Origin of the sequence: Dokdonella immobilis (assembly GCF_900115085.1) — a bacterium.
Classification (GTDB): domain Bacteria; phylum Pseudomonadota; class Gammaproteobacteria; order Xanthomonadales; family Rhodanobacteraceae; genus Dokdonella; species Dokdonella immobilis.
In genome coordinates this window covers 1-18,974 of sequence record NZ_FOVF01000048.1, presented here as the reverse complement: position 1 = coordinate 18,974, position 18,974 = coordinate 1, and the positions used below count along the sequence as shown (strand labels likewise).

The following is an 18,974-nucleotide window of genomic DNA, read 5'->3' as shown; positions in this document are numbered from 1 at the left end:
CCTTTCCGCACGATTCGAACATCCACGCCGTTGTCCCTGCGCAGGCAGGGATCCAGTGACTGCGCTTGTCGCTCTGTTCGACATCGCTTCGCGGCGTACTCTTGGAGTAGGAGCGGAGCTTTCACTCGCCTTCGGCGAGCGAGTTACTTCTCTTTGCTTGGTCAAAGAGAAGTAACCAAGAGAAAGACCACCCCAAAGCGGTGGTCTCCGGGCATCCTGCCCTGCGACTGCGCGGCCGGGCTACGGGGGTTCGCTGACAGCACCTCCGTGTGCTGGCAGCGAACTGGGCGCAATCCATTGCGCCCACCCTGCGGGCCTTTCCTTCTCCCGGCCGCCACCGCTTACGGGACCCGGTTAGCGCGCATCCTGCGCGCCAGAGCGGAGAGCAAGGGCCAAAGCCAAAGCCAAAGCCAAAGCCGAAGCCGAAGCCGAAGCCGAAGCCGAAGCCCCTCATCCGCCTTTGGCACCTGAACTCGCACCATCCAGGGCGCTCGCCCTGCGGGCAGCATTCGCTGCGCAAAACGGCAGTCCTGCCGCTTGGTCTCCCGCAAGGCGGGAGAAGGAAGGCCAGCCGAAGCGAAGCTCGCCTGACTGATTGATCCAATCTGAAAAAATGGCATCCAGAGGGTCCGCCACAGGCACCGCGCGGCTCGTCAAGACAAGCCGGCTCCACTTCGCTACGCAGCACCCGAGGCGACCCTCCCGAATGCCATCACGGCCGCGCTTCTTGTTCAGACCCTCCCGGGGCGCCGCAAACGCAGTTCGCGACGCGAAGTGCCGGGACGAGGCTCGGTGCGGTGTGCCGGACTGTCGTGGGGCTGTCGCATCGAAGCTGAAAATGCGCAGCGCCTGATCCTGGTCAAGGCGCGGATGCGAATCGTTCACGATACTGTTGCGAAGGCGGCGGGATCCGGCTACTGGATCCTGACGTCGCCACCCAGTCGACCGCCACGCAGGAACCGGCGCATGAACACTTCCGTCACCCTCGAGCGCTATCCGGGCGCACGCACGATCCAGGCCGAAAACGTCAACCTGCGCTTCATCATGGAGTTTGCCGAGTGCGACGACCGCAGGCTGCGGGCCGCGCTCGCTGGCCTGCCGGCGTTGATTTCCAGCGCTCCGCACCGGCTGATGTTCTTCGCTGGCGCCGCTGCCCTGATCGTGTCGATGCTGTGGTGGGCTTGCGTGCTGGCCTCGGGCAGTTTCGGCTTTGCCTTTCCGCCGGCGCCGGTGCCGGCCGGTTGGGCGCACGCCGTGTTCACCCAGTACGGCATGTTGCCGCCTTTCATCTTCGGCTTCCTGCTGACCGTCTTTCCGCGTTGGATGGGGCAGCCGGCGCTGAGCCGTAGGCACTATGTGCCGGTCTTCATCGGGGTATTCGGCGGCTACCTGCTCGCCCACATCGGCCTGCTCGACTTGAAACCGCTGCTGCTGGCCGGTCTCGGCCTGATGCTGTCGGGCTGGATCGCGGCGTTGATCGCGCTCGGTGGCGTGCTGGTCGCGCACAAGGGGCGCGATCTGCACGCCCTGTCCTGCTATGCCGCGTTGCTGGTCGGCCTCTGTGGCCTGGGCGCGTTCGCCGCCTTCGTGCTCGGTGGCCCCTGGCAGCTCGCTTATGTGGCGATCAAGCTCGGCACGTTCGGACTGCTGCTGCCGATCTTCTTCACGGTCTGCCACCGCATGCTGCCGTTCTTCAGCGCCAGTGCGCTCGGCACGGGTTACCGCGTGGTGCGGCCGCGCTGGAGCCTGGCGGTCGTCTGGGGCTTGCTGGTGCTGCATCTGGCCCTCGATATCAGCCACTGCCAGGACTGGCTGTGGCTGGCCGATCTGCCGTTGGCCGCGCTGTTCGTCTATCACGCGATCGCCTGGCAGCCCTGGAAATGCAGGCGGCCAGGACTGCTGTTCGTCCTCCATGTCGCCTTTGCCTGGTTGCCGGTCGCCTTCATGCTCTACGCGCTGCAGAGTCTGTTGGCCTGGCTGGACCAGGGCTTCCTGCTCGGACGCGCACCGGTGCATGCGCTGACCGTCGGCTTCTTCGGTTCGATGCTGGTGGCCATGGTCACCCGGGTCACCCAGGGCCATTCGGGCCGGCCGCTCGAGATGGGGGCGATTCCGTGGCTGACCTTCCTGCTGCTCCAGGGCGTCGCCGGCATTCGCATTGCGGCCGAATTCAAGACCGAATCGCCGCGCTGGCTGGTGTTCGCGGCGATCGCCTGGCTCGTTGCGTTGCTGCCCTGGGTGCTGCGTTCGGCCTGGATATTCCTGACCCCACGCATCGACGGGCGGCCGGGCTAGGCGGCGCAGCCGGCCATGTTCTGGGTCTCGTGCCTGGCCTTGGCGTTGCTCGCGACGGGCGCGTTCGCGATGCATCGGCAGAGGTGGGTTCGACAGGTGCGGGGGAAAACCTGGCGACACTTGCTGGCCGATCGCGCCAAGGGGCGCGTCGAAGCAACGATTCCGCCAGCGCTACCGGAACCCGTCCGGCGTTATTTCGAGCGCATGCTGCCGGCCCACGGACGGCTGCCCGCGGTCACACGGATACGCCAACACGGCACACTGCGCAGCTCATGCAGCAGTACGCGCTGGCTCGACTTCACGGCCGACCAGGTCATTGCCGCGCGCAGCACTGAATTCCAGTGGCTGGCCCGCGTCGCTGTCGGTGCCGGTCTCTCGTTCGACGTCTGCGATCGCTTAGTCGCCAACGAGGCCGGCAGCGAAGTGCGCCTTTGCTCACTGTTCGTTCTCGGCGCGGATCGCGGCAGCCGCGAACTCACGGAGGCCTCGCTGCAGCGCTTCCTGGCCGAAGCGATATGGTCGCCGGCCGCCCTGCTGCCGGCCGCCGGGGTCAGCTGGCAGGCAATCGAAGAGCGCAGCGCGCTGGCGACCCTGGCCTGCGGCGCGACCCGCGTCTCGCTGCAGTTCCGTTTCAATGCGGAAGGCGAGGCCACCGACGTCTACGCGCCGGCGCGCTGGATGCGCGAGCGCGGCCGCTATCGCGCCGTGGCCTGGGAAGGCCGCTATTTCGACTACGCATGGCGTGACGGGATCCGCGTACCGTTGCGCGCCGAGGTCGGCTGGTACGTGGACGAGGCCTGGTGCCCGGTCTGGAAAGGGCGCATCGATCGCATCGAGCAGCTCCCGGCATGACATGATCGAGCGTCCCATCGGCGGTTGCCGACCTGCCGGGCCCGCCCATTTCCTTCGCTCACTACGCGTATCAATCCGATGATCGAGTTCTATCCGCAGATCAAGTTCGTCCACATCCTGTGCGTGATCCTCTCCGGCAGTCTTTTCACGCTGCGCGGCGTGCTCATGCTGCTGCGTTCGCGCTTCACCAATCATGTCGCCTTGCGCATGCTCTCCTACGCGATCGACACGACCCTGCTGACCGCCGCGCTGATGCTGATCACCCTGCTGCACCAGTATCCGTTCGTGCAGGCCTGGCTGACGGTCAAGGTGCTTTTCCTCGTCCTCTACATCGTGCTCGGTGTGCTCGCCCTCAAGCGCGGCCGGACCCGGCGGGCACAGGTCACCAGCTTCGTTGCCGCGCTGCTCGTCTATGCCTTCATCATCAGTGTCGCGATGGCGCACAATCCCTGGGGAGTGTTCGCCCGTTTCCTGACCTGAGGCCCTGGCACGGACCATCCATGAATTGTTGCGGGTTCCCTGCGTTTCCACGGCATTTCGCGCGCTCGGCGACCGGATCCGCTGTCCCAGCAAACGCGAAGAGCCGCCGCAGTCCAATGCCGCGGGCGATCATCGAGTATCTCCACGAAGCATCCGCACCTGCACCGACATGCCTGCATTCGATCTGACTGTCGTACCCCAACTGCTCGCGGCGCTCGGCGGCGGACTGCTGGTCGGCATCGAACGCGAACGCAGCAAGGGCACCGGACCGGAGCGCAAGGCGGCCGGCGTGCGCACCTTCGCGCTGGCTGGTGTGGTCGGCGCCATCAGCGCCATGCTCGGCAGCGCGATTCTGGTCGTTTCCGGCATAGCGATGGCGGCCCTGATCCTGGCCAGCTACCTGCGCCCGAACGGTCACGATCCGGGTCTGACCGGGGAAGTCGCCCTGTATCTCGTGTTCCTGCTCGGCGCGTTGTCGACGCAGCAGCCGCAACTGGCCGCGGCCCTGTACGTGGCCCTCGCCATCGTGCTGGCGTTCAAGCAGGCGCTGCATCATTTCACCCGCCAGGTGCTGACCGAAGCCGAACTCGGCGACCTGCTGCTGCTGGCCGCGTCGGTGCTGATCATCCTGCCGCTGCTGCCGGATCGCAGCATCGATCCGTTCGGCGTGCTCAATCCACGCAAGCTGTGGCTGCTGGTCGTGCTGGTCATGTCGATCAATGCCGCTGGCTATGTCGCCCTGCGACTGCTCGGCGCCCGCCGCGGCCTGCTCCTGGCCGGCCTGCTCGGTGGCTTCGTCTCAAGTGCGGCAACGATCGGCGGGATGGGACAGCGCGCCCGCGCGACGCCGGAAATCCGCGACGCCGCGATCGCCGCCGGCCTGATGTCGAACGTTGCCACGATTGTCCAGCTCATCGTCATCCTCGCAGCACTGTCGGTCGAACTGCTGCGCGAGGTCGCGCCGGCACTCGCCGTGGCGGGAGTCGCCACGGCCGCGGTGGCCTTGCTCGCCTACCTGCGCGCGCGCGGCAGGCATCCGCGCATCGAACAGGACAGCACGCCCGAGCGACCCTTCGATCTCGGCCATGCGCTCCTGTTCGGGGCGATCATTGCCGTGGCCCTGCTGCTTTCGGCCGCGCTTCGCAGCTGGCTCGGCGGGGGCGGCGTGATCATCGCGGCGGCGGCGGCAGGCCTGGCCGACGTGCACGCGGCCGCCGTTTCGCTCGGGCAGCTCAACGCCGCCCTGGCGCTGCCGGCCCATGACGCCGGTATTGCCCTGGCTGCCGCGTTCGCGACCAATTCGCTGGTCAAGTGCGTGGCCGCGTTCGCCACCGGCGGCATGGGCTATGCGCGTCCGATGATCATCGGCATCGCCATCATCAACCTGGCCCTGGTCGCCGGCCTCTTGTTGCTCTGAGAGCGGCAACGTCGACTCCGGGCCGACGCTGTTCAGTAGCGGTATTCGATGCTGGCCCAGAGCTTGCGCACGTCCGCGGCGAATCCGTCGCTGCGATAGTCGGCCAGCTTGAGCAAGCCGTTGAAGTGGCTGCCGAACGGACAGCCGATCGAGACGCCGAATTCGTGGCCGTAGTCCTGGTTGCCGTGATCGGCACGGTAGTCGTGGTAGTTGGCCGTCCAGGACGCCTTGCCGAATTTGCCGCTGACGCTGAAGTAGCGGTCGTCGAGCCCGTTCAATGGCGTCGTCAGGAAACGATCGACCCAGCCGTTGAACGCGTGCAGGGTGGCGTAGGGCGTGCTGAAGGCACTCTGGCCGTCGCCGCCGAGCACTTCCCAGCCGGCCGTGAGGGTGATGCCCTTGATGGAGACCCTGGGCTCTACGAGCCGGTAGCGCGCGCTTTGCGCGGTCGGATTGTTGGCGTAGTCGGATTGGTCGGCCCACTCCAGCGCCCAGGCCAGGGTGGCGCCGTCGAATGCGTGCTGGCCGGTCCAGCGCGCGCCGAAGGTCCGCGTCGAAAGGGTCTCGACGTCCTTGTTCTCGACCCAGTAGGCGTAGGCAGCCAGTGATCCCAGTGGCAGGGCCTGGTCGAGATGGAGCAGATGCCCGTCGAGCGACCATTCGCGCAGCGACGGATTCGGATTCTCGTGGCCGAAGACGCGCAAGGCGCGGTCCAGGTACACATAGCGCAACACCGGCCCGCCGCCCTCGAAGGCATAGCCGGTCGCGAACGCGTCGAAGGTCTGCTCGTTCTGGCGCCAGCCGACGTTGCCGAAGAATCGCTGGTTGTCGAGCATGACGCGCTGGCGGCCGAGCGCGGCGTTGAAGGCATCGTCGTGATAGCCGATCCAGGCCTGGTTGATCTCGTCGGCCTCCGGGTCGGCCACGACCGGGTAGGCCGTGCGGCCATTGGCGGTGCTGTTGTAGCGATCGCCGAACAGCGATTCGACATGCTCGCCATCCGCATACAGCTGCCAGCCCGGCGCGAACAGCCAGCGGTAGCCGAGGCGCAGGCGCAGCGTGTCGGCTTCGGCATCGCGGGAGAACGCGTCGTCGTCGACGCTTTCGTGGCGCACGCGAACCTCGACGACGGGCCCGCTCGATTCTGCGGCGGTGGCGGCCCATGCGGGCGAGGCGCCGCCCAGGATGGCGAGGACAAGGCCCGCATGGTGAAGGAAGCGGGTGGCAGGCAGTGGAATTCCCATGATTTCGACGATCCCTTTTGGACTCCAGCCTCGGCTGGCGTGCAGCCACCTTGCGATGGCGCCCGCCATCACGGCATTGACCCCGGTCAAGCGTGACCCGAACGGCCGCGCAGCCGCGACCGGTTGCCGCAGGCGCGGTGCAGACGGCTGTCATGGCCGCTGCGCAGGCGGGCCGGGCTTCCGCGCCCTGCCCGGCATCGCTATACTTGCGCGTCTATTTCGGCGTGCCGGCGCTTGCCCGGGACGCCCGCATGAGGTGGCTCCGTGACCAATCCCGTACCCCAGACCGATGCGGTCTTTCTCAAGCACTTCGTCCAGCTGATTGCTTTCCTGGTGCTGGTCTGCGTGATGCTGATCGCCCTCGGCGCGCACATCTATTCCGGCCATCCGTCGCCGGAAAATCCGGCCCGGGCCGAAGTTGCCAAGCAGCGCTTGGCACCGATCGGCGCGGTTTATGCCGGTGATACCGGTCGCGCTGCGATCGAAGCGGCGGCAGCGGCGGCCAAGGCGGCGGCCGCCTCGCAGGTCGCCTACGGCGGCACCACCGACGGCAAGACCATCTTCGGCAACCTCTGCCATGCCTGTCATGAGACCGGCGCCGGTGGTGCACCGATGCTCAGCAACAAGGCCGCCTGGGGGCCGCGGCTGGCGCAGGGCGAAGAGACCTTGATCAAGCATGCGATCGAGGGCTACACCGGCCTCGAGGGCATGATGCCGGCCAAGGGCGGCAATCCGGCCCTGACCGACGAACAGGTCAAGGCCACCGTCGACTGGATGATCGCCCAGGTCAAGTAGGTCGACAGGCCGCTGTTGCGTCGAATCGAAAACGCCGCCCTCGGGCGGCGTTTGCCGTTGTGACCTTGGCCGCTGCGATCGGATAGGGTTTGCCCATGCGCGATGACCGCATCGTTCGACTCGACGATCTGCAGATCGATCTCGGCCGCCAGCAGGTCGAGCGGGCAGGTGTCCAGCTTGCGCTGGGCGGGCTGAGTTTCCGCCTGCTTGCCTATCTGCTCGGGCAAGGCGATCGCGTCGTTGGATTCGACGAGCTGATCGAGGCGGTCTGGGCACCGGCCGTGGTCGGCGAGGAGACCGTGACCCAGCGCGTCAAATTGTTGCGCCAGGCTCTCGGCGATGATGGTCGTCGACCGCGCTACATCCGCTCGGTGCGCGGCCAGGGTTATCAACTGTGCGCCACGCCCCGGGTCGTCGCAGCCGAATCGCAGGTCGTTTCGAGTCGCTCGTGGAAGGCCTGGACGCGATGGATGCCGGCGCTCGTCGGGCTACTCGTGATTGCGTTTGCGGGCATTCTTGCCAGTTCACGAAGGGACGCCGTGCGCGCCCCGGTTACGCGCCCCGGCGCCGCGGCATCGCCAGCCGGCGAGACCGAGCTCCAGCGTGCCCGCTATTACGCAAGAATTGGACAGGACGCCAACAACGAGCGCGCCATCGCGTTGTTCGAGACGGTGCTGTCGACTCGGCCCGAGAACGTCGATGCGCGGCTCGGACTGAGCCGGGCACTCAGTGCGCGCATGTGCCTGTACAACCGCGGTGCCGGGTCGATCGAGCGCGCCGAGTCGCTGGCCCGTGCCGTGCTCGAGCGCGATGCCGACAACAGCGCTGCGCACGATGCGCTGGCCTATGCCTACGACTGCCGCGGCCTGATCGACTCGGCCATCGCGGAGTACGAACGGGCCGTCGCGCTCGAGCCCGTGGCCCGGTTCGACAGCCGGGCTTCGGTCGCCTATCTGTACATGGTCAAGGGCCGCCTGGCCGATGCGCTGCAGGCAAATGTCGAGATCGCGGACCACCGGGGTGACTTGCGCTTCTACGACATCCAGGTCGCGCGCAATCTTGAACTTCTCGGCTTCGTCGCCGAAGCCGAGCGACGCTATGCGCAGAGCTTCCGGCTCTACCCCGACAGCGTCTATTCAAACGCGGCCTGGCCGCGTTGCCTGTACCTGCAGGGTCGGCTCGCCGAGGCCGAAGCTGCGCTCGACCAGGCCTTGCAGCGACCGCTTCACCCGGAACTGCAGATCCTGCGCGGCGAGCTGGCCCTGTTGCGCGGCGAGCGCAATGCAGCGCACGCAGCCTTTGCGCAAGCGCATGCGCTGCGCCCCGGCACGAGCTGGCCGGACACCCTCGTGCATCTTTACGTTGACGGCGGCCCTGACCAGGACTGGATGGCCGCGCAGGCCACACGGATCCGCGCCGCCATCGCGGCCGGCGAGCGGGCGCCCGACATGTTCATCGAACTTGGCATGCTCGAACTTGGCCGCGGTCGTCGCGAGGCCGCGCTCGATGCGCTCGATGCGGCGATCGCCGCGGGATTCACCGATCGCGCCTACCTGCAAATCTCGCCCCTGTTCCACGAGCTGGCCGGCGAACCGCGCATGGCTGCAGCAATCGACCGTATCGGCCAGCAGGTCGCCCGCGAACGCGAGCGCGTGCTGGCCGCCGACTGGCTTCCACCCGATCTGCTTTCAGCGGTCAGGGCATCGCCTTGAGCACGATGTCGCGGAATATGGCCTGCGATTGCGGATGGGCGAAGCGCTGGTTGTAGGCGCTGCTCGTGATCACGGCGACCAGTTCGAACTGCGGCGCGATGAAGACGTAGTTGCCGCCATTGCCTGACATCGCCCAGACCGGCTCTTCCTTGCCCTTGTGCGGGAAGCGGAAGCGCCAGATCTGGTAGCCATAGTCGGCGTCGTCGCGGGCCTGCGCGCGCACGCTCAGCATGGCCCGCACCCAGGCCACGGGAAGGACCTGCGCATCTTTCCACTTGCCCTGGTTGCGCAGCAGCTCACCCAGGCGGGCCAGATCGCGACTGCGGAATCGCGTTCCCCCGCCCCCCATGGCGGTCCCATCCGGCGCAAAGTTCCATTTGGACTTCGTGATCCCGAGGGGCTCTTCGAGGACCTCCCCCGAGAACGTGTCGAGGTGCTTGCCGGTCGCGCGCTCGACCAGTGCGCCGAGCAGGAAGGAGCCGGCCGTGCAGTACGCGAAGGCGCGACCGTGCGGGCTGTCGGCCGGCTTCGTTTCCCATGGCGGGAAGCCCTTGACCGGCAGGCCGAGGGCGAAGCCGATCCAGTCCTCGGTGACATACATGCGTTCCTCGTTGCCCGAGGAAAACGCGTTCTCGTCATTGCACTCGAGCAGCGAGCTCATGGTCAGCAGGTCCTCGATCGTGATCGCCTGCTTGCGCGGATCGGGGTTCGCCGGGGCCGGGTGTTCCTTGAACCAGGGGAATACACGCGCCTGGACGCTGGGAATCAGGCCGCGGTCGATCGCCGCGCCGATCAGCATCGCAGTCACGGTCTTGGTCAACGAGCGCGTGTCGTTGAGATGATTGCGACCGCCCTCGTTGAAGTAGTTCTCGTAGACCAGGGCGCCGCGATGGACCACGAGCAGGCTGGTGGTTCCCTTCCAGGTGCCATCGGCGATCTTGTTCTCGGCCTCGGCAAAGCGGGACATGGTCCAGCCCGACCGCCCGGCATCGGCGACCTTCCAGCCATCGTTGAGTTGCGGCGGCGCGGTGCCCTGCGCCCGCGCGGCCAGGGCAACCAGCAGAAAGGCAGCCAGGGCGGGGATTCTGAAGTGCATGTCGGTTTCCTTGGGCGGGATGGGGCCTCCATTGCACCGTGGTGGCGAATGAAGTGCCGGAAACGCAGATGAAGAATTCTGAAGCTGTCCGCGGGACGGCCTCGGGCAAGCGCTCCGGGCAGCCGTCGCCGGACCCCTAGCCGGTCGGATCAAGCGGTGCACCACGGTTGTGCAACAACCGAATGGTTCGCACTTGTGTGGTGCGCAGCAAGCTCCTTGTTGTTTGTATTCAATACATAAATGGCTGAATAAACGGCATTTTTGCATCGCAGCAAATCTGGCACGGCGGTTGCAAACATTGCGTTACCAACCCCCATCAACCGAGGTTTTCCATGTCTGCAGACAAGGTTCTCAAACTGATCAAGGAAAAGAACATCACCTACGTCGACTTCCGCTTCACCGACGTGCGTGGCGTCCAGCAACACATCACGTTTCCGGCCGCGAGCATCGACGAGTCGACCTTCGAGGACGGCAAGATGTTCGACGGCTCCTCGATCTCGGGCTGGAAGGGCATCAACGAGTCGGACATGGTCCTGATGCCGGACCCCGAGACCGCCATCGTCGATCCGTTCCTCGCCGATCCGACCCTGGTCGTCTACTGCGACATCCTCGAGCCGAACACGATGCAGGCCTATTCGCGCGATCCGCGCTCGCTGGCCAAGCGCGCCGAGGCCTACCTGAAATCGACCGGCATCGCCGACACCGCGTTCTTCGGTCCCGAGCCGGAGTTCTTCGTATTCGATTCGGTGCGCTGGCAGAACGACATGGGCAAGTGCTTCTTCGAGATCGAATCGCAGGAAGCCGCCTGGTCGTCCTCGAAGCGCTACGAGGAAGGCAATAGCGGCCATCGGCCAACCGTCAAGGGCGGCTATTTCCCGGTGCCGCCGGTCGATTCGCTGCAGGACCTGCGCGCAGAGATGTGCAACGTGCTGGCCGAACTCGGCCAAGTCATCGAAGTGCATCACCACGAGGTCGCCAACGCTGGCCAGTGCGAGATCGGCGTGCAGTTCAACTCGCTCGTCAAGAAGGCCGACGAACTGCTGATGCTCAAGTACGTGGTCAAGAACGTCGCCCACCGCAACGGCAAGACCGCCACCTTCATGCCGAAGCCGCTGGTCGGCGACAACGGGTCGGGTATGCACGTGCATCAGTCGCTGTCCAAGGGCGGCACCAACCTGTTCACCGGCGACCTCTACGGCGGCCTCTCGCAGACCGCACTCTGGTACATCGGCGGCATCTTCAAGCATGCGCGCGCGATCAACGCGTTCAGCAACTCGACGACCAACAGCTACAAGCGCCTGGTGCCGGGTTTCGAAGCGCCGGTCATGCTCGCCTACTCGGCGCGCAATCGTTCCGCCAGCTGCCGCATCCCGTTCGTCTCGAATCCGAAGGCGCGTCGCATCGAGGTGCGCTTCCCCGATCCGATGAACTCGGGTTACCTCGTCTTCTCCGCACTGCTGATGGCGGGCATCGACGGCATCCTCAACAAGATCGATCCGGGCGCACCGTCGGACAAGGACCTCTACGACCTGCCGCCGGAAGAGGAAAAGAACATTCCGCAGGTCTGTTCGAGCCTCGACCAGGCCCTCGCCGCGCTCGACAAGGATCGCGAGTTCCTCAAGGCCGGAGGCGTGTTCTCCGATGACTTCATCGATGGCTACATCGATCTGAAGATGGGCGAGGTCACCCGCTTCCGCGCCGCCACCCACCCGCTGGAGTACCAGATGTACTACTCGGTCTAGGCGCTCAAGGGGCTGGGGAGTTCCCGAAAGCGTTGCCGACCGACCGTTTGAGCCGTTGCGTGTTTTCCCAAACCGTCGAGGTCAACCATGAAAAAGCGCTTTCCCGCCCTGTATCTGCTCCTGGGTTTCTCCGGCCTGTACGCGACCTGCGTACAGGCCGAGGAACCTTCCTCCGTGACCGGTTCGCTGGCCCTGACCAGCGACTATGCATTCCGCGGCCTGACCCAGACCAATCGCGACCCGGCCCTGCAGGGCGGACTCGAATACGCCAGCGCCAGCGGCTTCTATGTCGGCACCTGGGGCAGCAACATCAGCTGGCTGTCGGATGGCCAGGACAGCGTCTCGAGCAGCCTCGAAGTGGACGGCTATGCCGGATTCCGCGGAACCTGGGGCGAGGCCGTCAGCTACGACGTCGGAGTGCTCTACTACTGGTATCCCGGTTCATATCCGGCCGGCTTTACCGACCCCGATACGCTCGAAGGTTATTTTTCGGTCGGCTGGTCGATCTTCACTCTCAAGTACAGCCATGCCTTCACCGATCTGTTCGGCATCGATGGCGCCAGCGGCAGCGGCTATCTCGATCTCGCCCTGAGCCAGGGCTTCGCCGAACGCTGGACCTTCGACGCCCATGTCGGCCACCAGCGCGTGGACGACTTCAGCGACCTCGACTACACCGACTGGAGCCTCGGCGTAACGCGCGATCTCGGCAACGGCTTCGGCGTGACTCTTGCCTACGTCGACACCAATGCCGACAAGGATTTCTATACGAATGCCTTCGGTAAGTGCGTCGGCAAGGCGACCGGCATCCTGACCCTGTCCAGGGACTTCTGAACCTGCCGGCCGGCGCGGGCCGGCCGGCCATCCGCAATCGAAGGAGTGGCCATGAAACTGATTACCGCCATCGTGCGACCGTTCAAGCTCGACGAAGTCCGCGAAGCGCTGTCGAGCGCCGGCGTATCCGGCATCACGGTGACCGAGGTCAAGGGCTTCGGTCGCCAGAAGGGGCACACCGAGCTCTACCGCGGCGCCGAATACATCGTCGACTTCCTGCCCAAGGTCAAGATCGAAACCGTGGTCACCGACGACCGCGTCGAAGCCGTCATCGAGGCCATCCAGGGCGTCGCCGGCACCGGCAAGACCGGCGACGGCAAGATCTTCGTCTCGCCGATCGAACAGGCCATCCGCATCCGCACCGGCGAGCTCGGCGCGGACGCCCTCTGACCCCACTTCGCGAGGACATCATGAAAAATCTATCGACTGCCAAGAGTGGGGCGCGCGTTCCGAAAACGGTCGTGGCTGCGCTCGGACTGACGCTTCTCACGCTGCTGGTTCCGGCGCTTGCCCAGGAGCCCCTCGCCACTGCCGCCGCCGTGACGCCCACCGTCGACAAGGGCGACGTCGCCTGGATGCTCACCTCGACCCTGCTCGTGCTGCTCATGACCGTGCCGGGCCTGGCCCTGTTCTACGGCGGCATGGTGCGGGCCAAGAACGTGCTTTCGGTGCTGATCCAGGTGCTGGTCATCTTCTCCCTGATCATCCTGCTCTGGGCCGTCTACGGCTACAGCGCGGCCTTCGTCGGCGGCAACGCCTTCATCGGTTCGTTCGACAAGCTGTTCCTGTCCGGGGTGACCCTCGATTCGCTGGCCGACACCTTCACGCCGAACGTGAAGCTCCCCGAATATGTCTTCGTCGCATTCCAGTCGACCTTCGCCGGCATCACCGGCGCGCTGATCGTCGGTGCGTTCGCCGAGCGCATCAAGTTCTCCGCGCTGATCCTGTTCTCGGTGCTCTGGTTCACGTTTGGCTACATCCCGGTCGCGCACATGGTCTGGGGCGCCGGTGGCTATCTGCTCGCCATGGGCGCGCTCGACTTCGCTGGCGGCACCGTGGTCCACATCAACGCCGGTATCGCCGGCCTGGTCGGTGCCTACCTCGTGGGCAAGCGGCTCGGTTTCGGTCGCGAGGCGATCAAGCCGCACAACGTGACCCTGACCTTCGTCGGCGCGGCCCTGCTCTGGGTCGGCTGGTTCGGCTTCAACGCCGGTTCCAATCTCGAGTCGAATGCCAGCACTGCCCTGGCCTTCATCAACACGCTGTTCGCCACCGCTGCCGCGATCGTCGCCTGGGCCATCGTCGAGGCCTTCACCAAGGGCAAGCCGTCCGCACTCGGCGTCGCCTCTGGCGCGGTCGCTGGTCTGGTCGGCGTCACCCCGGCGGCCGGACTGGTCGGTCCGTTCGGTGCGATCGCGATCGGCGCCGCGGCCGGCGTGATCTGCGTCTGGGGCGTGACCGGCCTGAAGCGCCTGCTCGGTGCCGACGACAGCCTCGACGTGTTCGGCGTGCACGGCATCGGCGGCATCGTCGGCGCGCTGCTGACCGGCGTCTTCCACGCGCCCTCGCTCGGCGGCAACGGCGCGGCCGATTATTCGATGATCAGCCAGGTCGGCATCCAGGGTATCGCCGTACTGATCACGATCGTCTGGATCGGCTTCGTCTCGCTGGTGTCCTTCCTGATCGCCGGCAAGCTGTTCGGACTGCGTGTCAGCGAAGAGGAAGAACGCGAAGGCCTCGATATCACCTATCACGGCGAAACGGCTTACGAGACCTAGGCCGACGCGGCAACGACCACTCAGGTGGGTGCTGCGGCCGGGACGGGGGTTGGTGAGTCCCGGCCGCAGCGTTTTCCAGCGCGTTCGATGCCGGCAACATTGTTGCGCAGCCAGCGCACGTCGTTGCGCGCGAAATGCGCTGTTGCCGGCACGCCCATCGGCCTGCCGAATTTCCCGATCACGCAAGCCATCAGCAACGCGCATGGCCGGGTTGCTCGAAGCCGTCTCAGCGAATCCCATGCACCGTGCGCCAGCGCTCGGCGAACCCGACCAGCTGCGGGAAAAACACGGCGTAGACCTGGGCCAACTCGGCTTCCAGCCGCGAAATCTCGACCATGCCCTGAGCCAGTGGATTGGACCGGGTCAGCCGCGAGCCGACCCCGGCCAGGACCTCGCCGATCATCTCGCGCCCGGCGTACGCCGCAGGCAGATCCCGCGCGTGCAGGTAACGGCTGAAGCGCTGCAGCGCGGGAGGCAATTCCGGCGAGCGATCATCAAGCAGGGCGAGCAGGTCGTCGCTGAACGACTGCAGCGGCACGGCCGACCAGCGATCGAAGTCGCGGGCCAGCAGATGATCGAACCAGATGTCGATCAGGATGCCCGCATAGCGACGATAGGGCGGCTCGAACAGGGCCCGCGCATCGACGATGGCGGCATGCGTATCGGTGTAGGTATCGATGGCGCGGTGCAGGGCGATGCCGTGGCCGACCCCGTTCGCCAGCGCGGGATCGATCGCGCCGCGGACGAAGTCCCCCAGCATTCCCCCCAGCCTGCAGTCCGGATCGGGGCCCGCAAGCAGGGCGTGGGCAAGGTGGTTCATGGTCGCGGACAGCGCATGGCGGGGTTCACGCTATCATGCGCGCCATGAAATCCGAACTCAGAACAACCGAACCCGACATGTTTCCCGCCGAGCCCGCCAGTTTCCTGCTGCGCGGCCCGGCCGGCGCCCTCGAGGCGGCCTCGTCGCCGGCCGAAGGTGCCAGCCGCGGCATGGCGGTCATCTGCCATCCGCATCCACTGCATGGCGGCACCATGCACAACAAGGTCGTGACCATCATCGAGCGCGCCTTGCGCGAACTCGGCCTGGACACGCTGCGTTTCAATTTCCGCGGCATCGGCCAATCGCAAGGTGCCTTCGATGACGGCGTCGGCGAGAGCGAGGATCTCGCCGCCGTGGCCGCATGGGCGCGCAAGGTACGACCCGGCGCCGCACTCTGGCTGGCCGGATTCTCATTCGGCAGCTACGTGGTCCTGCGAAACGCCAAACGGCTCGACGCCGATGCCCTGATCACGGTGGCGCCGCCGGTCGGCCGCTGGGAATTCGACGCGATCGAGTTGCCCGACTGCCCATGGCTGGTCGTGCAGGGCGAAGAGGACGAAGTGGTCGATCCGCAACTGGTCTTCGACTGGGTCGAGAAGCTCGCGGTGGCGCCGCAACTCGTGCGCATGCCGGAAACCAGCCACTTCTTCCATCGCCGACTGATGGACCTGCGTGGTGCGATCAAGAACGCAATGCGAGGCTATCTGCCCGAGGCGCGCGATTCCGCATGACCGCGGAGTCGGTGCGTCCCAGTGCACGCTACGCGAACGGCGTGGCGCAGGGGCAATGGCAGTCCGATCCGGCCCAGCAGGCGGCACTTCGCGCCTTTGATCGCATGTTCGAAGCGCTCGATAACGCCGCGCCGCCATCGATCTGGGATCGCCTGCGCGGGCGCAGGCCGGCGCCACCAGCCGGGCTCTACCTCTGGGGTAGCGTAGGCCGCGGCAAGACCTTCCTGATGGACCTGTTCTTCGACTCGGTGCCGACCGAGGCCAAGGTCCGCGTGCATTTCCATCGCTTCATGCAGGGCATCCACGCCGAACTGCGCCGCCTGAGCGGCCATAGCGACCCCCTGGAAAAGGTTGCCGAGCGCATCGCCGCCGAAAACCGGGTGCTCTGCCTGGACGAGTTCTTCGTCCTCGACATCGGCGACGCCATGATCCTCGGCAACCTGCTCAAGGGGCTGTTTTCACGCGGCGTCATGCTGGTGACCACGTCGAACACCGCACCGGCGAATCTGTATCAGGACGGCTTGCAGCGCGAGCGCTTCCTGCCGGCGATCGCCCTGCTCGAAGCGCATTGTGAAATCGAGGAGATGGTCTCGCCGACCGACTGGCGCCTGCGCGCACTGACCCAGGCGCCGGTCTACCAGACCCCGCCGGACGCCAGGGCCGAACGCGTGCTGCTCGACACGTTCCATCGCATTGCCATGGGGCACGAACGCGAGGATTTCATCCTCAGCGTCAACGAACGGCCGATCCGGGTCAGGCGCGAAGGTGACGGCGTCATCTGGTTCGACTTCGAAGCCCTCTGCGAGGGACCGCGCGGCGTCGCCGACTACATCGAGCTGGCCCGCTCCTACCACACCCTGCTGATCTCGCGGGTCCCCGAATTCACGCCGCAGACCGAGGATGCCGCGCTGCGCTTCATCGAGCTGGTCGATGAACTCTACGACCACGGCGTCAAGCTCGTGCTGTCGGCCGCGGTGCCGATCGTCGATCTCTACGATGGCCGGCGCCACCGGGCCATGTTCGCCCGCACCGAATCACGCCTGATCGAGATGCAGAGCGAGGATTATCTCGGTCGCGAACACCGGGGCTAAGGCCCGCTTCTGGCCTCGCCCAATCCATCGCCGGACTCGGCCCCGCATCGGCAGGCATGACCGGCTCGGACTGCGCCGGGAGCCCCTTTCCGCCATCCCGGATGCCGCTGCCTCGCCGCTCAAAAGTGGGATGATCGATGCTGCTGCTTGCATCAACCGGCCGAGTGCGATTGACTGGGACTCCACTTCGGGAGACTCGAATGCATCGCACCCTGCTGGGTTCCGCACTGCTGTTGGCCCTGTCGCTGCCTTCTTCGGCCTGGGCAGCAGAGCCGACCACCGAAGCGCTGGTCGAGGCGCGCCTCGAACACATCACCGCGCTGCGCCGCGACATCCACCAACACCCCGAACTGAGCAACCGCGAAACCCGCACCGCCAAGCTGATTGCCGCCGAGCTCAAGAAGCTCGGCTACGACGTGCAGACCGGCATCGCGCACACCGGCGTCGTCGGCATTCTCAAGGGCGGCAAGCCCGGTCCGAGGCTGGCCATCCGCGCCGATATCGATGCCCTGCCGGTGACCGAGGAGGTCGACTTGCCGTTCGCCTCGAAGGTCAAGGGCGAGTACCAGGGCAAGACCGTTGGTGTCATGCATGCCTGCGGCCATGACGTGCACACGGCGACCACGCTCGGCGTGGCCAGTGCACTGGCCAGCCTGCGCAAGGATCTGCCGGGTGAGGTGATGATGATCTTCCAGCCGGCCGAGGAAGGTGCGCCGGCCGGCGAGGAGGGCGGTGCCGGGCTCATGGTCAAGGAGGGTGTATTCAAGAACTTCAAGCCCGATGCGATCTTCGGCATGCACGTCACCTCGGCCTACCACGTGGGAGTGGTGGCCCTGCGACCGGGTGGCATCATGGCCAGCTCGGACACCCTGCGCATGGTCGTCCATGGTCGCCAGACCCATGGCGCGAGCCCCTGGCGCGGCATCGACCCGATCGTTGCCGGCGCCGACATCGTCATGTCGGCGCAGTCGATCGTCAGCCGTCGCATGGACATCAACAAGGATCCGGTCGTACTCACCTTCGGCATCTTCGATGGCGGCCAGCGCTTCAACATCGTGCCCGACTCGGCCCGCCTCGAAGGCACCCTGCGCGCATTCGACACCGGCATGCGCGACCAGGCCCTGGCCGAACTGCGCCAGCTCGCCGAACACGTGGCCGCGGCCCACGGTGCCACGGTCGAGCTTCAGGTGCCCGACGAGTCCGCGAGCAACCCGGTCAACTTCAACGACCCGGCAATGACCGCCCGGGTCAGGGCCAGTCTCGAGAAGGTGCTCGGCAAGGATTCCGTGATCGAGGCCGAGCGTTGGACCGCCTCGGAGGATTTTCCGCAACTCGGCAACAGCGTGCCGGCACCGAGCGTCTACTTCTTCGTCGGTGGCACGCCGGCGGACAAGGACACCGACCAGGTCGCCTTCAATCATTCGCCGCGGTTCTTTGTCGATGAGGGGGCATTGAAGACGGCAACGGAGGGGATGTTGCAGGCCAGCCTCGATTTCCTGGGCTATCAGGCGCCCTAGCGCGGGGCTTGCCACCGACACCTGCCTGCGACGAGCGAGTTACTCCGAACCCACTGTAGGAGCGCCTTCAGGCGCGATGCTTTTTTTGCGCGCTTCGGAATTCCACATCATCGTCCCGTCGTAGGCCGGGACCCAGTGACTGTGCTTTTCGCTCTGTTCGGCATCGCTTCGCGGCGCATTCTTGGGTTTGGAGCAGAGCTTTCACTCGCCTTCGGCGAGCGAGTCACTTTTTTTTGCGTGGCCAAGGGGAAGTAACCAAGGGGAAGGCCACCCCGATGCAGCGGTCTCCGGGCATCCTGCCCTGCGACTTCGCGCAGCGGCTCCGGGGTTGGCTGACAGTCCATCCATGGACTGGCAGCCAACTGGCTCGCATCCTTGCGAGCCACCCTGCGGGCCTTTTCTCCGCCGCTGCGCCACTGCATAGGGGCCCCACTTACTGCGCATCCTGCGCAGCCCAGACGAAGCAGATTCCCGCGAGCCTGCGGATGCGGCTTCACTTGTGCTCTTGAACTTCCTTCTCCCGCTTTGCGGGAGACCAAACGGCAGGACTGCCGTTTTGCGCAGCGAATGCTG

General features: G+C 65.9%; 16 protein-coding genes. 13 read left to right on the top strand and 3 right to left on the bottom strand.

The window, feature by feature from the left end:
• Positions 1 to 966 precede the first annotated feature (966 nt).
• From BM125_RS18900 to BM125_RS18885, 4 genes are all read left to right on the top strand, one after another.
• Positions 967 to 2,295, top strand: a complete 1,329-nt coding sequence (locus tag BM125_RS18900; protein ID WP_342741305.1) for an NnrS family protein — start codon at positions 967 to 969, stop codon at positions 2,293 to 2,295.
• A gap of 120 nt (positions 2,296 to 2,415) precedes the next feature.
• Positions 2,416 to 3,147, top strand: a complete 732-nt coding sequence (locus tag BM125_RS18895; protein ID WP_139225116.1) for a DUF6544 family protein — start codon at positions 2,416 to 2,418, stop codon at positions 3,145 to 3,147.
• Positions 3,148 to 3,225: 78 nt separating this feature from the next.
• Positions 3,226 to 3,627, top strand: a complete 402-nt coding sequence (locus tag BM125_RS18890; protein WP_092410902.1) for a SirB2 family protein — start codon at positions 3,226 to 3,228, stop codon at positions 3,625 to 3,627.
• 169 nt (positions 3,628 to 3,796) lie between these two features.
• Positions 3,797 to 5,044, top strand: coding sequence for an MgtC/SapB family protein (locus BM125_RS18885; protein WP_092410900.1), 1,248 nt, complete (start codon positions 3,797 to 3,799; stop codon positions 5,042 to 5,044).
• Positions 5,045 to 5,076: 32 nt separating this feature from the next.
• Here the strand turns inward: BM125_RS18885 and BM125_RS18880 are convergent, their stop codons facing one another.
• On the bottom strand, positions 5,077 to 6,288 hold the full coding sequence (locus tag BM125_RS18880; protein ID WP_139225115.1) for an alginate export family protein: 1,212 nt from the start codon (positions 6,286 to 6,288) through the stop codon (positions 5,077 to 5,079).
• 264 nt (positions 6,289 to 6,552) lie between these two features.
• Between BM125_RS18880 and BM125_RS18875 the strand changes: the two genes are divergently transcribed.
• The gene (locus BM125_RS18875) at positions 6,553 to 7,083 is read left to right on the top strand and encodes a c-type cytochrome (protein WP_245778997.1); all 531 of its coding nucleotides are present in this window, start codon (positions 6,553 to 6,555) and stop codon (positions 7,081 to 7,083) included.
• 95 nt (positions 7,084 to 7,178) lie between these two features.
• Positions 7,179 to 8,795, top strand: a complete 1,617-nt coding sequence (locus BM125_RS18870) for a winged helix-turn-helix domain-containing protein (protein WP_092410896.1) — start codon at positions 7,179 to 7,181, stop codon at positions 8,793 to 8,795.
• Here BM125_RS18870 and BM125_RS18865 read toward each other — a convergent pair.
• Positions 8,779 to 9,891: a serine hydrolase domain-containing protein gene (locus BM125_RS18865; RefSeq protein WP_092410894.1), complete on the bottom strand. Its 1,113-nt coding sequence runs from the start codon at positions 9,889 to 9,891 to the stop codon at positions 8,779 to 8,781. The genes BM125_RS18870 and BM125_RS18865 overlap by 17 nt on opposite strands.
• A 332-nt stretch (positions 9,892 to 10,223) precedes the next feature.
• On the opposite strand from BM125_RS18865, the gene glnA reads away from it, so the two are divergent.
• The 4 genes from glnA (at position 10,224) to BM125_RS18845 (ending at position 14,242) form a co-directional block, all read left to right on the top strand.
• Positions 10,224 to 11,633 (top strand): type I glutamate--ammonia ligase, encoded by a 1,410-nt coding sequence (gene glnA, locus BM125_RS18860; RefSeq protein ID WP_092410892.1) that lies wholly within the window; start codon positions 10,224 to 10,226, stop codon positions 11,631 to 11,633.
• A gap of 87 nt (positions 11,634 to 11,720) precedes the next feature.
• Entirely contained in the window at positions 11,721 to 12,464 is a 744-nt protein-coding gene (locus tag BM125_RS18855; protein WP_092410890.1) for a TorF family putative porin, read from the top strand.
• A gap of 51 nt (positions 12,465 to 12,515) precedes the next feature.
• Positions 12,516 to 12,854, top strand: a complete 339-nt coding sequence (locus tag BM125_RS18850) for a P-II family nitrogen regulator (protein WP_092410888.1) — start codon at positions 12,516 to 12,518, stop codon at positions 12,852 to 12,854.
• 20 nt (positions 12,855 to 12,874) lie between these two features.
• Positions 12,875 to 14,242 carry an ammonium transporter gene (locus tag BM125_RS18845; protein ID WP_092410886.1) on the top strand — a complete coding sequence of 456 codons (1,368 nt, stop codon included), beginning with the start codon at positions 12,875 to 12,877 and terminating at the stop codon, positions 14,240 to 14,242.
• 226 nt (positions 14,243 to 14,468) lie between these two features.
• On the opposite strand, the gene BM125_RS18840 is transcribed toward BM125_RS18845, so the two are convergent.
• Positions 14,469 to 15,062, bottom strand: coding sequence for an acyl carrier protein phosphodiesterase (locus BM125_RS18840; protein ID WP_092410884.1), 594 nt, complete (start codon positions 15,060 to 15,062; stop codon positions 14,469 to 14,471).
• 44 nt (positions 15,063 to 15,106) lie between these two features.
• On the opposite strand from BM125_RS18840, the gene BM125_RS18835 reads away from it, so the two are divergent.
• The 3 genes from BM125_RS18835 to BM125_RS18825 all read left to right on the top strand — a co-directional run bounded on the left by BM125_RS18835 (position 15,107) and on the right by BM125_RS18825 (position 18,401).
• Entirely contained in the window at positions 15,107 to 15,793 is a 687-nt protein-coding gene (locus BM125_RS18835; RefSeq protein WP_092410908.1) for an alpha/beta hydrolase, read from the top strand.
• On the top strand, positions 15,790 to 16,884 hold the full coding sequence (gene zapE, locus BM125_RS18830; RefSeq protein ID WP_092410882.1) for a cell division protein ZapE: 1,095 nt from the start codon (positions 15,790 to 15,792) through the stop codon (positions 16,882 to 16,884). The genes BM125_RS18835 and zapE overlap by 4 nt, the downstream gene beginning before the upstream one ends.
• Before the next feature lie 200 nt (positions 16,885 to 17,084).
• A complete protein-coding gene (locus tag BM125_RS18825; protein ID WP_092410880.1) occupies positions 17,085 to 18,401 on the top strand; it encodes an amidohydrolase in 1,317 nt (438 codons plus the stop codon).
• The last annotated feature ends 573 nt before the right edge of the window (positions 18,402 to 18,974 follow it).